We start from the raw sequence: 14,599 nt of genomic DNA, 5'->3' as shown, positions 1-14,599 counted from the left end.
ATGGCCATCGAGGTTCGCATCCCCACCATCCTGCGCAGCTACACCGGCGGCGCGAAGGTCGTCGAGGGCAGTGGAGACACGCTCACCGATCTCCTGTCCGACCTTGACTCGCGCCACTCCGGCCTGCGCGGCCGGCTCGTCACCGAAGAGGGTGGCCTGCACCGGTTCGTGAATGTGTATGTCAACGACGAGGACGTCCGCTTCCTCGGCGCGCTGGACACCAAGCTGTCCGACGGCGACACCGTGACCATCCTGCCGGCCGTGGCCGGTGGCGCGTTCGGGTTCGCGGCCGCCGCCGCGATTCTCGGCAACAACCTTTAGGCGGCGCGCGATGGCGCGATACGACAGCCTGCTGGACGCGTGTGGGGGTACCCCACTGGTCGGCCTGCCCCGGCTGTCGCCGGTGGTGCCCGAAGGGGCGCCACCGGTGCGCCTGTGGGCAAAGCTCGAAGATCGCAATCCGACCGGCTCGGTCAAGGACCGTGCGGCGCTCTTCATGGTGCGTGCCGCCGAGGAGGCGGGCCGCCTCCGGCCGGGCGACACGATCCTGGAGCCCACGAGCGGCAACACCGGCATCTCGCTGGCCATGGTGGCCAAGCTGCGGGGCTACCGGCTGGTCTGCGTGATGCCGGAAAACGTCTCCACCGAGCGGATCCAGCTGCTCCGCATGTATGGCGCTGAGATCATCTTCTCGCCGGCGGCGGGGGCTCCAACCAGGCGGTGGCCACGGCCAAGCAGATCGCGGCCGAGCACCCCGACTGGGTCATGCTCTTCCAGTACGGAAACGAGGCCAACGCCCGCGCCCACTACGAGACCACCGGTCCGGAGCTGCTGCGCGACCTGCCATCGATCACCCACTTCGTCGCCGGGCTGGGCACCACCGGCACGCTGATGGGCACCGGGCGGTACCTGCGGGAGAAGGTCGAGAGCATCGACATCGTGGCCGCCGAGCCTCGCTACGGCGAGCTTGTCTACGGCCTGCGCAACATCGACGAGGGCTACGTCCCGGAGCTGTACGACGCGACCGTGCTGACCCGCCGCTTCTCGGTCGGCACCCGGGACGCCGTGCTCCGCACCCGGCAGCTTGTCGAGGTCGAGGGCTTGTTCGTGGGCTTCTCCACCGGTGCGGTGCTGCACGCCGCGCTGGCGGTGGCGCACGAGGCGGTCAAGGCCGGCCGCCGCGCGGACGTGGCGTTCTTGGTCGCCGACGCCGGCTGGAAGTACCTGTCCACCGGTGCGTACGGCGGCACCCTGGCCGACGCCGAAGACGCCCTCGAAGGCCAGCTCTGGGCGTAAGGGCCGTCTGCCTCCTAGCCCTCGCTTTCCTGCCCGTCCGTGCGGTACAACCTGGGCACCGCGGGGGCTAGACCGCGCGTACCGTAAGCACCACCGAGGCAACCAGAGGGATCGTGGCGAGAGTCAGCATGATCCAGGGAAGGCGGCGGCGCTGGATGGACATGAACGCGCCCACCGTCAGCCCGATACCGGCCAGACCCGTGGCGATAAACGATGGTTCGTACCACGTGGGCGGCAGGCTGCCTCGCCACATGGCCAGCAGCCCTCGCGCGTTGGGGACCGGGCTCACCGTGTGCAACGGGGCCGTATCACTCCGCGTAACGGTGATCGCGACGCATTACAGAAATCCCATGATCCCCACATGCAATGTCACCTTGGCGACATGATGTATCAGTTCTTTCTGTCGCGCCCTGGTCACGGCGTAGGCTGCGCACCGTGACAGACTCGACGGTAAGGATCTTCGGGCCAACCGCCGAGGGCCTCTCGATAGCCGAGCGTGACACTGGGACTGCAGGATGCGACTGACGGTCCTGGGCTGCGCCGGCAGTTTTCCGGGCCCCGAGGCCGCCTGCTCGGCGTACCTCGTCGAAGAGGACGACTTCCGGCTGCTGATCGACTTCGGTTCAGGTTCGCTCACCGCCCTCCAGCGGTACGCCGGACTGCATGCCGTCGACGCGATCCTTCTCACACATCTGCACTGCGACCACATGCTCGACGCGTGTACCTACGTCGTCGTGCGGCGCTACGACCCCTCCGGCCCGCTGCCGCCCATCCCCGTCTACGCGCCGGCGGGAGCGCCGGACCGGATCGCGGCGGCGTACAGCCAGGACGAGGGCCGGTGGACGACGTGTACACGTTCTACGGCCTTCAGCCGGGCACGTTTCCGATCGGACCCTTCACCGTCACCGTCGACCGGGTCAACCATCCGGTGGAGACGTACGGGGTGCGGCTGGAGTCTAAGGGGCGGGTGCTCGCGTATTCATCTGACACAGCACCGTGTGAGGCCCTCCTTCGGCTCGCGCTCGGCGCCGACCTGTTCCTTTGTGAAGCGAGCTATCTCGATGGCATGGACAACCCACCAGACCTGCACCTGACCGGTGGCGAGGCCGGCGAGGTGGCCACGAAGGCCGGAGTTGGCCAGCTATTACTGACGCATCTCGTTTCGGCGTGGGGAAGCGAGGCGGATACGTTGGACGCCGCATCGGCGGCCTTCACCGGCCCGCTGGAGATCGTTCGACCTGGATCTCGTTACGAGATCTGAAAGTTTGCTCCACTGTTCGCCGATGCGTCAGTTGGGTGTAGCCTGAAGCACCGTCGCGAACCCCACGGTGAGGCCATGCGTATAGCGATCATCGCGGAGTCGTTCCCCCCGGACGTCAACGGCGTCGCGCACTCCGTCGTCCGCATCGCTGAGCACCTGGTCAAGCGCGGTCACACGCCTCTGGTGATCGCTCCGGCCCCGGCCTCGTCGACGCGGGGCCTGACTGGCGCACACCCGTTCCCCGTGATCCGGGTGCCGAGCGTGCCGTTGCCGCGCTACCGCAGCCTCCGGCTGGGGCTGCCTGGACCCAAGCTCACCGAGGCGCTGGTGTCGCACGCTCCGGACATGGTCCATCTCGCCTGCCCGTTCCTGCTCGGCGCGCGCGGTGTGGCCCTGGCTCAGCAGCGGCGGATGCCCTGCCTAGCGGTGTACCAGACCGACGTGGCCGCCTACGCGCGCACGTATGTCGGCTGGGGCGAGGCCGCCGTGTGGAAGTGGATGCGGACAGTACACAACGGCGCCGACCGCACGCTCGCGCCGTCCACCCGCTCCGCCGCTGACCTTGTCGCGCACGGGATCCAGCGGGTGTGGCTCTGGCAGCGAGGCGTCGACGTCGTGCGGTTCGACCCCGCCAAGCGCAACGAGCTGGTGCGTAAGGTGCTGGCGCCCAACGGCGAGGTGCTGATCGGGTACGTCGGCCGGCTGGCCGCGGAGAAGCGGGTGGACCTGCTCGCCAAGACCAGCGAGCTGCCCGGTGTGCGCGTGGTGATCGTGGGTGACGGCCCGGCTCGGCGCGACCTGGAGAAGGCGCTGCCCAAGGCGGTCTTCCTCGGCACCCGGCACGGCGCCCAGCTGGCCCGGCTCTTCGCGAGCTTCGACATCTTCGCGCACACCGGACCGCACGAGACGTTCGGCCAGACGATCCAGGAGGCGCTCGCCAGCGGGCTGCCGGTGATCGCCCCTTCCGCGGGCGGGCCGGTCGACCTGGTGACGCCAGGGGTAAACGGCACGCTGGTGCCACCCGAGGACGAAGACGCACTCGCGGGCGCGGTCGCCGAGCTGGTGACGGACGGTGAGCTGCGCCGGCAGTACGGCATCAACGCCCGAGCGGGCGTCGAGGGGCGCACCTGGAGCGCGGTCGGGGACGAGCTGATCGCTCACTACGAGTCGATCCTGGCGAGCCCCGGAGTCACCCGCCACGTCCGGGTGGCAGCGTGAGCGAGCGAGCTGGCACGGCGGCGTCTGGACTGAGCCGCCCCGCCGACGAAGTCTGGGTTTCGGGGCGGCGGAAGACGTCGCCTTCAGCGCCGCGTGAGCGAGCGAACTAGGAGGCATGGTGAGGATCGTTCGCCTGGCGAACTTTGTCATGCCCCGTTCCGGTGGCCTCCGTACGGCTCTTCGCTGCCTTGGTGAGGGTTACCTGGCAGCGGGCCACGAGCCGGTGATGATCGTGCCCGGCCCAGAGATGTCCGACGAGATGACGCCGCACGGCCGGGTGATCACGCTGCCCGGGCCGGAGGTGCCGGGCAGCGGCGGGTACCGCCTGCTGATCACCGGGCGGCGCCGGCTGACCAAGCTGCTCGACCGCTTGGAGCCTGACTACATCGAGGTCTCCGACCGCTCGACGCTGCGCTGGACCGGGCGGTGGGCCCGCGACCGCGGCGTGCCGTCGATGATGGTGTCGCACGAGAGCCTCGCCGGCCTGCTGACCGTGTGGGGCGTGCCGGAGCAGATCCGGGTGGGCTTCGCCGACCTGGCCAACAAGCGCACCGCGCGGGCGTACGACAAGATCGTCTGCACCACCGCGTGGGCGGCCGCGGAGTTCCGCAGGCTGGGCGTGGAAAACCTCGTCGAGGTGCCGCTCGGCGTCGACCTGGACACGTTCCACCCGAGGCGCCGCGAGCACGACGTGCGGGCCAAGTACGCGACGGACGACGAGGTGCTGCTCGTGCACTGCAGCCGCCTCTCCGGTGAAAAGCACCCGGAGATCGCGGTCGACACCGTCGCCGCGCTGCGGGCCGCTGGCATACCTGCGGTGCTCGTGGTGGTCGGCGACGGGCCGCGGCGCGAGGCGCTGGAGCAGCGAGCCGCCGGGCTGCCGGTCCGCTTTCTCGGCTTCGTGGCCGATCGAAACGACGTGGCCAACCTGCTCGCCTCCGCCGATGTGGTGGTGGCGCCCGGTCCGGTGGAGACGTTCGGCCTCGCGGCGCTGGAGTCCCTCGCCGTCGGCAGCCCGGTCGTCGTCAACGCTGCGAGCGCCCTTCCCGAGGTGGTCGGCCCGGCAGGGGTCGGGGCGGAAGGCACCGGCACGGCCTTCGCGGAAGGCGTACTTCAGCTGCTGGACCGCCCGGAGAGCGTGCGGCGCGCAGCGGCACGAGCGCGGGCCGAGCAGTTCTCCTGGCCCGCCGCGGTAGAGGGTTTCCTTCGCGCGCACGGCGCGGAGGTCTCAGCGGGGAGCACGGTGTGTTGACTTTCGTCGCCTTGGGCGACTCCACGACCGCGGGCTTCGGTGATCCGATGCCCGACGGCAGCTGGCGGGGCTGGGCAGCCCTGCTGGCCGACGGTCTGGCGCCGCCCGGGCATGTCGCCTTCCACAATCTGGCGGTCAGCGGTGCGCTTACCGCCGACGTGGCCAACGACCAGCTGCCGGCGGCCCTCGAACACAAGCCGGACGTCGCGGCGGTGCTGGTGGGGGTCAACGACACGCTGCGCCGTGGCTTCGACGTGACCGCCATCGGCAACTCGATGGACAAGACGATCGGGTCGCTGCACCGTTCCGGTGCGCTCGTGCTCAGCGCGTGCTTCCCCGACCCCGGCCAGGTCTTCGGGCTGCCGGGACCGCTGGCCAAGCCGCTGTCCCGCCGGATCGCCGCGGTCAACGCGGTCACCCACGCCGTCGCGGCCCGGGTGCCCGGCGTGCACCTCGACCTCAACCTGCTGCCCGAGGCGTACGACCCTCGCATGTGGAGCGTCGACCGGCTGCACCCCGGCGAGCGGGGGCACCGGTTGCTGGCCGGCTCGTTCTTCGACCTGGTCGCCGCCCAGGGCGGCCCGATCCACCGCCGCCCAGACCCCGAGCCGGGCAACCCGCCGCCCAGCCGCCTCGCCCGCATCCACTGGATGGCGACGCAGGGCAGCGCCTGGCTGTACCGCCGCTCGCGCGATCTGGTGCCCTCACTGGCCCGCATGGCGATCGCGGAGTGGTGGTACGACCTGCGCGGCATCGCCAACGACATGGACGAGGCGATCCAGTCCGACATCAAGAGGGCGCTGGCGATGTTCGGCGATGGGCATCAGGCCGGCGCGACCACCGGCAAGCCCAGCTGATAGGCGCGTCTGGGTCGGCGGAGGAGCGGTCGCACCGGCACATAAGGTGTGACCATGGGACGACCGGACGGGCGCGCGCCCGACGAATTGCGGCCGGTGACGCTGACCCGCCAGTGGAGCATCCATCCAGAAGGCTCGGTCCTCGTGGAGTTCGGCGCGACACGGGTGCTCTGCACCGCGAGCGTGACCGAGGGTGTGCCGCGCTGGCGCAAGGGCTCTGGGCTCGGCTGGGTCACATCGGAGTACTCGATGCTCCCGCGCGCCACCACCACCCGCTCCGACCGGGAGAGCATCAAGGGGCGGGTCGGCGGGCGTACCCACGAGATCTCCCGCCTGATCGGTCGCAGCCTCCGGGCCTGCATCGACCTCAAGGCGCTGGGTGAAAACTCGATCGTGCTCGACTGCGACGTGCTCCAAGCCGACGGTGGTACGCGTACGGCGGCGATCACCGGGGCGTATGTGGCGCTGCACGACGCGGTCACCTGGATGGCCAAGCGCGGGCTGCTGGCCGGCAAGCCGGGCGACGCCGTGCACCGTTCGGTGGCCGCGGTGAGCGTGGGCGTGATCAACGGCCAGCCACGCCTCGACCTCTGCTACGACGAGGACGTGACGGCCGAGGTCGACATGAACATCGTCTGTACCGGCGCGGGCGACTTCGTCGAGGTGCAGGGGACCGGCGAGTCCGGTGTGTTCGACCGGGCGCAGCTGGACGCGCTGCTCGACCTGGGCGTGGCCGGCTGCGGCAAGCTCGCCGAGCTTCAGCAGGCGGCGCTCTCATGACCGGACCCCAGGAGAACGCTTCGCAGGGATCCGGCACCAAGCTGCTGCTCGCCACCCGCAACGCGAAGAAGCTGCTGGAGCTTCAGCGGATCCTGGACAAGGCGCTCGGTGCGCACGCGGTCGAGTTGGTCGGCCTGGCCGACGTGCCGTCGTACCCGGAGGCGCCCGAGACCGGCCTCACCTTTGGCGAGAACGCACTTCTCAAGGCCCGCGAGGGGGTCAGGTACACCGGCTTGCCGACGGTCGCCGACGACTCCGGCCTGGCGGTCGACGCGCTCTCCGGCATGCCCGGCGTCTTCAGCGCCCGCTGGTCCGGCCGGCACGGCGACGACAAGGCCAACCTCGACCTGGTGCTGGCCCAGATCGGCGACGTGCCCGACAAGCACCGCGGCGCGGCGTTCGTATGCGCGGCGGTGCTGGTGCTGCCCGGCGGCAAGGAGCACCTTGTCGAGGGGCGCCAGGCGGGCCGCCTGATCCGCACGCCGCGTGGTGAGGGCGGCTTCGGCTACGACCCGATCTTCCTAGGAGACGGGCAGGACCGGACGAACGCGGAGCTGAGCGACGAGCAGAAGGACGCGATCAGTCACCGTGGTAAGGCCTTCCGGGCACTGGCAAAGGTGATCGCGAAGACTCTCCCAGTGACTCCTCGATAGTCGCCTCGGGCTCTGCGGCCGTGCGTGCTCGGCGCTGGAACGTCCACCACCGGTAGAGCACGTAGTTGAAGATCAGGTTTGTGCCGCCGGCCACGATCCGGGCGACGGTCAGGTTGAGGCCGATCGCCTGGAGCGCCAGCACCGCGGTGAGCGTCAGCACGTAGTCGCCGAGCACCTGCGGCACGAAACGGGCCAGCTGCGGCCCGACCGAGCGCTCGTGCGCCCGGAAGGCGATGTGCCGGTTTAGTGCGAAGTTGAGCGCATACGTCACCCAGAAGGCGATCGTGACCGAGGCAGCATTCGGCAGCGACGTGAAGTGGTGCAGGAGAGTCAGCAGCCCGAGGTCGAACGCGAAGCCCACGCCAGCCAGGAGAAGAAACCTGGGCAGCGAGTGGCGCGAAAGGGCGGTGACGCGTCCGCGCCAGCGAGGATTCACGAAGGCCAACCCTAGCCGGCCAAACCTTAAAATGTCCTGTGGGTGCTAGGCAAGTGGCCCAACTCGCGCCTCGACAGCCCGGAGGAGCGCACGATCGCGTAACGCGGCGCGGGCCTGTTCCAGCACCGGGGCCAAGAAGATGTCCGGTCCTGGCTCGCCGGCGAAGTCGGCCACCGCCGCGATCGCGACCTCGCCGGCCGGCGACGGACGCAGCGGCTGGCGGAGCTGGAGGCCGCGTACGGCGGAGAGCAGCTCGACCGCGAGCAGGCTGGTCAGGTTGTCGAGGACCCGGCGCAGCTTGACCGTGGCCGCCCAGCCCATCGAGACATGGTCCTCCTGCATCCCCGAGGTCGGGAGGGAGTCGACCGAGGCGGGCGAGGCGAGCCGGCGGTTTTCCGCGACGATGCCGGCCGCCGTGTACTGGGCGATCATCAGGCCGGAGTTGACGCCCGGGTCCGGCGAGAGGAACGCGGGCAACTCCCGCGACCGGCACACGTCGAGCAGCCGGTCCACCCGGCGTTCCGAGATCGCGCCCACCTCGGCCGCGGCGATCGCCATGAAGTCGGCCGCGAAGCCGAGCGGCGCGCCGTGGAAATTGCCGGTCGACTCGACCCGCCCGTCCGGCAGCACCACCGGGTTGTCCACCACGCTGGCCAGCTCGCGCTCGGCCACCTGCACCGCGAACGCCAGCGTGTCGCGGGCCGCCCCGGCCACCTGGGGAGCGCACCGCATCGAGTACGCGTCCTGCACGGCGTGCGCCATGTCGTTGCGGTGCGAGTCCATGATCCCGGAGTCCTGGAGCAGGCGGTGGATGTTGGCCGCGGACATCGCCTGGCCCGGATGCGGGCGGATCGCGTGCAGTTCCGGCTGGAACGGGCGGTCGGTGCCGAGCATCGCCTCGATCGCGAGCGCGGCGGTCAGGTCGGCCATCGTGAAGAGGTGCCCGGCGTCCTCGATCGCCAGCAGCAGCATGCCGAGCATGCCGTCGGTGCCGTTGATCAGCGCGAGCCCTTCCTTCGAGGAGAGCGTGACCGGCCGTAGCCCGGCCCGGTGCAGCGCCTCACCGCCGTCGACCCGGGCGCCCGACTTGTCCAGTACCCACCCTTCCCCTAGGAGCACCATCGCGCAGTGGGCCAGCGGTGCCAGGTCGCCGGAGGCGCCGAGCGAGCCGTGCTCCGGCACCCACGGCGTGACATCGTGGTTGAGCAGGTCGACGAGCGCCTCGGCGATCAGCGGCCGGACACCGGAGCGGCCCAGCGCGAGCGAGCGCACCCGCAGCAGCATCATCGCCCGGACGACCTCGCGCGGCATCGGCTCGCCGACGCCGGCCGCGTGCGAGCGGATCAGCGCGTGCTGGAGCTCGGCCCGGCGCTCCGGCGCCACGAACGTGTTGGCGAGCGCGCCGAAGCCGGTCGAGACGCCGTAGACCGGCCGCCCCTCGCGCTCGATGCCGTCGACGATTGCGCGGCTGCGCTCCATCGAGTCGACTGTGGACTCTGCGAGGCGGACCGGGGCTTGCGCGCGGGCGACGGCTGCGACGTCGGCCGCGCTGATGCCGGTGGGCTGGACGGTGACGGTCATCGCGAAGGCACTCCATTGTGCACGGTGTGGCGGACGAGAGGTACGCCCGGCCGGTAGGCCAGGTGCAGGTGGGACGGCGCGTCGAGCACGATCAGGTCGGCCCTCGCGCCGGGCCGCAGGACGCCGACGTCCGTGCGGCGCAACGCCTGTGCGCCACCGGCGGTGGCGGCCCAGACCGCCTCCCCGGGGGTCATGCCCATCTCGCGTACCGCGAGCGCGATGCAGAAGGGCATGGATGTGGTGTACGAGGAGCCGGGGTTGCAGTCGGTGGCGAGCGCGACGGTCACCTGCGCGTCGAGGAGGCGGCGCGCGTCCGGGTACGCCGAGCGGGTGGCGAACTCGGCACCCGGTAGCAGCGTCGCGACCGTCGACGAGCCGGCCAGAGCGTCCACATCGGACCCGCTGAGGTGCGTGCAGTGGTCCGCGCTGGCCGCGCCCAGCTCGACCGCGAGCCGCACGCCCGGGCCGGGCCCGAGCTGGTTGGCGTGCACGCGCATGCCGAGGCCGGCCGCCTGCCCGACGGTCAGGATCGCGCGGGAGTGGTCGGCGTCGAAGGCGCCCCGCTCGCAGAAGACGTCGATCCAGCGGGCGTGCGGCGCGGCGGCGCGGAGCATCGGCCCGCACACCAGGCCCACGTAGTCGTCCGGGCGGTCCACGTACTCGCTCGGCACCACGTGGGCGCCGAGGAACGTCGTCTCCTCCGTGAACTCGCGGGCGATCCGGAGGGAGCGCGCCTCGTCGGTGACGCTTAGCCCGTACCCACTCTTGATCTCGATCGTGGTGGTGCCCTGCCGCAGCGCCTCGCGGCGCAGGCGCTCGACGGTTTCGCGGAGGTCGTCGTCGCTGGCCGCGCGGGTGGCCGCGACGGTGGTGCGGATGCCGCCGCCGGTGTATGTCTCGCCGGCCATGCGGGCGGCGAACTCGGGTGCCCGGTCGCCAGCGAAGACGAGGTGGGCGTGGCTGTCCACGAAGCCCGGCAGCACGGCCGCGCCCTCGGCGTCGAGGCGACGATCCGCGGGCTGCGCGTAGGCCGCACGGCCGATCCAGGCAACCATCCCGTCCTCGATGAGGACGGCCGCGCGCCGCACGATGCCGAGCGGCCCGCGGCCCAGAGCCGGGTCGTTGGTGACGAGCTCGCCGATGTTGTCGATGAGGAGGTTCATACGATGGCGTCCTCGAGAGCACGTGCCACGTCAAGGTGCAGGTGCTGTCCATCGTGGACTATCTCGCGGCCGTCCACGATGACGTGTGCCACGTCGGCGGCGGTGGCAGCGAAGAAGGCGCCGTGCGGGCCGGTGCCGGCGGTGCGTACGGTGTCCAGCCGTACGGTCACCAGATCGGCCCGCTGGCCGACCGCGATCGCGCCCGCGTCGGCCCAGCCGAGCGCGGCGTGCCCGGCCACTGTGGCGGCACGGGCGAGCTCGTTGGCGGAGAAGTGGCCGCGTCGCTCGGTGCGCAGCCGCTCGTCCATCTCCACCGCGCGGGCCTCCTCGAAGATGTCGATCACCGCGTGGCTGTCGCTGCCGAGGCAGAGCGGGCTGCCCGTGTCGGCGAGCGCCCGCCCCGGGCCGATGCCGTCGGCGAGGTCGCGCTCGGTGGTGGGGCAGAGGCACACGGCAGTATCGGTGTCGCCGAGCTCGGTGCGGTCGGAGTCGCTGAGGTGGGTGGCGTGTACCGCCGTCGTGAGCGGCCCGAGCGCACCCGCGTCGGCGAGCAGCTCGGTCGGCGTACGGCGGTGGTGGGCGAGGCAGGCGGTGTTTTCGGCGCGCTGCTCGGAGAGATGGACGTGCAGCGGTGCCCCGCGGGCGGCCGCCCACTCGACCACCGTGGGGATCTGCTCGGCCGGTACCGCGCGCACGGAGTGGATTGCCGCACCCACTCGCGCGTGGGCCGGTGGCGTGAACGCGGACACCCGCTCCGCCCACCGCGCCGCGTCGCCGTCGCCGAAGCGCTCCTGCACGCCGGCCAGCGGCTTGCCGTCCACTGTGGAGGTCAGGTAGCAGGTGTCGAGCAGCGTGATCCGGATGCCCGCCTCGGCCGCCGCCTCGACGAGCGCGGCGGACATCTCGTTGGGATCGGCGTAGCGGGTACCGCCGGTGTTGTGGTGCAGGTAGTGGAACTCGCCGACGCAGGTGATGCCGGCCAGGGCCATCTCCGCGTACACCGCGCGGGCGAGCGCGCGGTAGCTGTCCGGGGTGAGGAGGGCGGCGACCTGGTACATCATGTCCCGCCAGCTCCAGAACGTGCCGCGGCCCTGGACACGGCCGCGCAGCGCACGGTGGAACGCGTGCGAGTGGGCGTTGGCGAGGCCGGGCAGCGTGAGCCCCGCCAGCCGGGGGCGCCCGCCGATGGGGACACGCCTGGGGCGACCGCCGAGAAGCGGCCGCCGTCCACCTCGATGAGCACGTCGGCGGCCGGCCCGTCGGGCAGCCAGGCCAGCTCCGCGTGGTAGGTCGTCATGACAGTTCGTCCAGGACACGGGCCAGCGCGTCGATGCCGGCCTCGCAGTCGGCGTCCGTGGCCTGCTCGGCCGGCGAGTGCGAGACGCCGGTCGGGTTGCGGACGAAGAGCATGGCGGTGGGCACGTATCCCGACAGCACGCCCGCGTCGTGTCCGGCGCCGGTCGGCAGCACTGGCGCCTCCAGCACGCGGGCGAGCCGTGCCACAAGCCCGCCGTCGAACGCCACCTCGGGTGTGACTGACTCCTCAGTCAGCGACACCGCGGTGCCGTCCCGGGTAGCCCGCTCCACCGCCCGCTTGTGGATGGCTTCGACGAGCGCCTGGAGCGTCTCGCTTTGTGCGGCGCGCGCGTCGAGCCAGCCGCGGACCAGGGAGGGCACGGCGTTTGTCGCGTTGGGCTCCACGGCCACCCGCCCCATCGTGGCGTGCGCGCCGCTGAGCCGGGCCTCCTTGTTGGCCGCCAGCACCGTGTACGCGAACGTGAGCATCGGGTCGTGCCGGTCGGCCATCAGGGTGGTACCGGCGTGGTTGCCCTCCCCGGTGAAGTCGAGCCGCCACCGGCCGTGCGGCCAGATCGCGCTCCCGACGCCTACGGCGGCCTCGCCCAGCGCCCGGCCCTGCTCGACGTGCAGCTCGACGAAGCAGCCCACTCGATCGAGCAGGTCTGTGCGTCCCGTTGGCGTGCGGCCAAGGGCCTCGGCGAGGGTGCTGCCGCCGCGGTCGGTCAGCGCGGCGGCGCGGTCGGGGTCGAGCACGCCGGCCAGCAGCCGGGAGCCGAGGCACGGCACCCCGAAGCGGGCGCCCTCCTCCTCGGCGAAGGCGGCGACGCCGATCCGCTTGCGTGGCTTGTCGCTCAGCCGGTCCAGCGCCAGGAAGGCACTGACTATCCCCAGTGGACCGTCGTAGGCGCCGCCGTGCGGTACCGAGTCGAAGTGGCTGCCGGTGAGCACGGCTGGCCCGTCGCCGGCGCCGCGCCAGGCCACGAGGTTGCCGTTGCCGTCCTCCTCCACGGGCATGTCCCGCGCGTCCGCCTGCGCCCGGAACCAGTCGCGGCAGGCCAGCTCGGCCGGCTCCCACGCGTACCGCAGGTAGCCGCCGCTGCCCGGGTCGCGACCGATCGGGGCGAGCTGGTCCCACAGCTCCCTGAAGCCCGTCACGACTCGCCCATCGGGACGCGCACGCCCTTTTCCGCCGCCACGTCCGCGGCCAGCTCGTAGCCGGCGTCAACATGGCGGATGACGCCCATCCCGGGGTCGTTGGTGAGCACCCGCTCGATCTTCTGGCCGGCGAGCGCGCTGCCGTCCGCGACGCAGACCTGGCCGGCGTGGATCGACCGTCCGATGCCGACACCGCCGCCGTGGTGGATGGAGACCCACGAGGCGCCCGAGGCGGTGTTGACGAGCGCGTTGAGCAGCGGCCAGTCGGCGATCGCGTCGGAGCCGTCGGCCATGCCCTCGGTCTCCCGGTAGGGCGAGGCGACCGAACCGCAGTCGAGGTGGTCACGCCCGATCACGATCGGCGCCTTGAGCGTGCCGTCGGCCACCATCTCGTTGAAGCGGACGCCGGCGCGGTCCCGCTCGCCGTACCCCAGCCAGCAGATCCGGGCCGGCAGCCCCTGGAACGCCACCCGCTCGCCGGCCAGCCGGATCCACCGGGCCAGCGACTCGTTCTCCGGAAAGAGGTCCAGCACCGCGCGGTCGGTGGCGGCGATGTCGGCCGGATCGCCGGAGAGCGCCGCCCACCGGAACGGTCCCTTGCCTTCGCAGAAGAGCGGCCGGATATACGCCGGTACGAAGCCGGGGAACGCGAACGCGCGCCCGTAGCCGCCCAGCTGCGCCTCGCCCCGGATCGAGTTGCCGTAGTCGAAGACCTCGACGCCGGCGTCGAGGAAGCCGACCATCGCCTCCACGTGCTTTGCCATCGAGGCGCGGGCGCGGTCGGTGAACTCCTCCGGCTTCTTGGCGGCGTAGTCCGGCGCGTCGCCCAAGTCGACGTCGAGCGGCAGGTAACTCAGCGGGTCGTGGGCGCTTGTCTGGTCGGTGACGATGTCGACCTCGACGCCGCGGCGGAGCAGCTCGGGCAGGACGGCCGCGGCATTGCCGACGACCCCGACCGAGAGTGCTTTCCGGTCGCGCTTGGCCTGCGTGGCTAGGGCCACCGCTTCGTCCAAAGAGGTTGCGACCGTGTCGAGGTACCGCGTCGCCACCCGGCGGGCCAGCCGCGTCGGGTCGACGTCGACGATCAGGCAGGAGCCGCCGTTCATCGTCACCGCGAGCGGCTGCGCGCCGCCCATCCCACCGCAGCCGCCGGTGACCGTGAGCGTGCCGGCCAGCGTGCCGCCGAAGCGCTTGGCCGCGACCGCGGCGAACGTCTCGTACGTGCCCTGGAGGATGCCCTGCGTGCCGATGTAGATCCAGGATCCGGCGGTCATCTGCCCGTACATGGTCAGGCCGAGCCGCTCCAGCCGGCGGAACTCGGGCCAGGTGGCCCAGTCGCCGACGAGGTTGGAGTTGGCGATCAGCACGCGGGGCGCCCACTCGTGTGTGCGGAAGACGCCCACCGGTCGCCCCGACTGCACCAGCATCGTCTCGTCGTCACCGAGCGTGCCGAGCGTACGCACCAGCGCGTGGTAGGACGGCCAGTCCCGCGCGGCTTTGCCGGTGCCGCCGTACACGACGAGGTCTTCGGGGCGCTCGGCCACGTCGGGGTCGAGGTTGTTCATCAGCATCCGCATGGCGGCCTCCTGCGGCCAGCCGCGAGCGGTGCGCTCGACTCCCCGTGGGGCTCTGACGGTCGGCAATGTTC

At 71.5% G+C, this 14,599-nt stretch carries 12 protein-coding genes and 3 pseudogenes; 8 read left to right on the top strand and 7 right to left on the bottom strand.

Annotated elements, in window-relative coordinates; all coding sequences use genetic code 11:
• Positions 1–321: a MoaD family protein gene (locus Pflav_RS28770; protein ID WP_173039682.1), complete on the top strand. Its 321-nt coding sequence runs from the start codon at positions 1–3 to the stop codon at positions 319–321.
• Positions 322–331: 10 nt separating this feature from the next.
• Positions 332–1,296: pseudogene (locus Pflav_RS28765) on the top strand (PLP-dependent cysteine synthase family protein).
• Between the two features lie 67 nt (positions 1,297–1,363).
• Here Pflav_RS28765 and Pflav_RS28760 read toward each other — a convergent pair.
• Positions 1,364–1,585: a hypothetical protein gene (locus Pflav_RS28760; protein WP_173039681.1), complete on the bottom strand. Its 222-nt coding sequence runs from the start codon at positions 1,583–1,585 to the stop codon at positions 1,364–1,366.
• A 226-nt stretch (positions 1,586–1,811) separates the two neighbouring features.
• Here Pflav_RS28760 and Pflav_RS28755 point away from each other — a divergent pair.
• The 6 genes and pseudogenes from Pflav_RS28755 to rdgB all read left to right on the top strand — a co-directional run bounded on the left by Pflav_RS28755 (position 1,812) and on the right by rdgB (position 7,317).
• Positions 1,812–2,557: pseudogene (locus Pflav_RS28755) on the top strand (MBL fold metallo-hydrolase).
• Positions 2,558–2,632: 75 nt separating this feature from the next.
• Positions 2,633–3,775, top strand: coding sequence for a glycosyltransferase family 4 protein (locus tag Pflav_RS28750; RefSeq protein WP_173039679.1), 1,143 nt, complete (start codon positions 2,633–2,635; stop codon positions 3,773–3,775).
• Positions 3,776–3,893: 118 nt separating this feature from the next.
• Complete coding sequence (locus Pflav_RS28745; protein WP_197938781.1) at positions 3,894–5,027, top strand: glycosyltransferase; 1,134 nt, start codon at positions 3,894–3,896, stop codon at positions 5,025–5,027.
• Positions 5,021–5,884, top strand: a complete 864-nt coding sequence (locus Pflav_RS28740; RefSeq protein WP_173039677.1) for an SGNH/GDSL hydrolase family protein — start codon at positions 5,021–5,023, stop codon at positions 5,882–5,884. Before Pflav_RS28745 ends, Pflav_RS28740 begins: the two co-directional genes overlap by 7 nt.
• A 54-nt stretch (positions 5,885–5,938) precedes the next feature.
• Complete coding sequence (rph, locus tag Pflav_RS28735) at positions 5,939–6,664, top strand: ribonuclease PH (RefSeq protein WP_173039676.1); 726 nt, start codon at positions 5,939–5,941, stop codon at positions 6,662–6,664.
• Positions 6,661–7,317 carry an RdgB/HAM1 family non-canonical purine NTP pyrophosphatase gene (rdgB, locus tag Pflav_RS28730; protein WP_173039675.1) on the top strand — a complete coding sequence of 219 codons (657 nt, stop codon included), beginning with the start codon at positions 6,661–6,663 and terminating at the stop codon, positions 7,315–7,317. Before rph ends, rdgB begins: the two co-directional genes overlap by 4 nt.
• Here rdgB and Pflav_RS28725 read toward each other — a convergent pair.
• From Pflav_RS28725 to hutU, 6 genes and pseudogenes are all read right to left on the bottom strand, one after another.
• A complete protein-coding gene (locus tag Pflav_RS28725) occupies positions 7,244–7,753 on the bottom strand; it encodes a GtrA family protein (RefSeq protein ID WP_269474552.1) in 510 nt (169 codons plus the stop codon). The genes rdgB and Pflav_RS28725 overlap by 74 nt on opposite strands.
• A 45-nt stretch (positions 7,754–7,798) precedes the next feature.
• Complete coding sequence (gene hutH / locus Pflav_RS28720) at positions 7,799–9,334, bottom strand: histidine ammonia-lyase (protein ID WP_173039672.1); 1,536 nt, start codon at positions 9,332–9,334, stop codon at positions 7,799–7,801.
• Complete coding sequence (gene hutI / locus Pflav_RS28715) at positions 9,331–10,497, bottom strand: imidazolonepropionase (protein ID WP_173039670.1); 1,167 nt, start codon at positions 10,495–10,497, stop codon at positions 9,331–9,333. The genes hutH and hutI overlap by 4 nt, the downstream gene beginning before the upstream one ends.
• Positions 10,494–11,794: pseudogene (locus Pflav_RS28710) on the bottom strand (formimidoylglutamate deiminase). Before Pflav_RS28710 ends, hutI begins: the two are co-directional and overlap by 4 nt.
• Positions 11,791–12,951 carry an allantoate amidohydrolase gene (locus Pflav_RS28705; RefSeq protein WP_173039669.1) on the bottom strand — a complete coding sequence of 387 codons (1,161 nt, stop codon included), beginning with the start codon at positions 12,949–12,951 and terminating at the stop codon, positions 11,791–11,793. The pseudogene Pflav_RS28710 and the gene Pflav_RS28705 overlap by 4 nt, the downstream one beginning before the upstream one ends.
• The gene (hutU, locus tag Pflav_RS28700) at positions 12,948–14,594 is read right to left on the bottom strand and encodes a urocanate hydratase (protein WP_173039667.1); all 1,647 of its coding nucleotides are present in this window, start codon (positions 14,592–14,594) and stop codon (positions 12,948–12,950) included. The genes Pflav_RS28705 and hutU overlap by 4 nt, the downstream gene beginning before the upstream one ends.
• Positions 14,595–14,599 lie beyond the last annotated feature (5 nt).

It is taken from the genome of Phytohabitans flavus, assembly GCF_011764545.1.
Classification (GTDB): domain Bacteria; phylum Actinomycetota; class Actinomycetes; order Mycobacteriales; family Micromonosporaceae; genus Phytohabitans; species Phytohabitans flavus.
The sequence above is the reverse complement of the archived record's forward strand: the minus strand, read 5'-3'. Positions and strand labels throughout refer to the sequence as shown.

Coding starts and splice junctions, on each gene's coding strand:
- Pflav_RS28770 (WP_173039682.1), top strand. CDS start 1: ATGGCCATCGAGGTTCGCATCCCCACCATCCTGCGCAGCTACACCGGC.
- Pflav_RS28750 (WP_173039679.1), top strand. CDS start 2,633: ATGCGTATAGCGATCATCGCGGAGTCGTTCCCCCCGGACGTCAACGGC.
- rph (WP_173039676.1), top strand. CDS start 5,939: ATGGGACGACCGGACGGGCGCGCGCCCGACGAATTGCGGCCGGTGACG.
- rdgB (WP_173039675.1), top strand. CDS start 6,661: ATGACCGGACCCCAGGAGAACGCTTCGCAGGGATCCGGCACCAAGCTG.
- hutH (WP_173039672.1), bottom strand. CDS start 9,334: ATGACCGTCACCGTCCAGCCCACCGGCATCAGCGCGGCCGACGTCGCA.
- hutI (WP_173039670.1), bottom strand. CDS start 10,497: ATGAACCTCCTCATCGACAACATCGGCGAGCTCGTCACCAACGACCCG.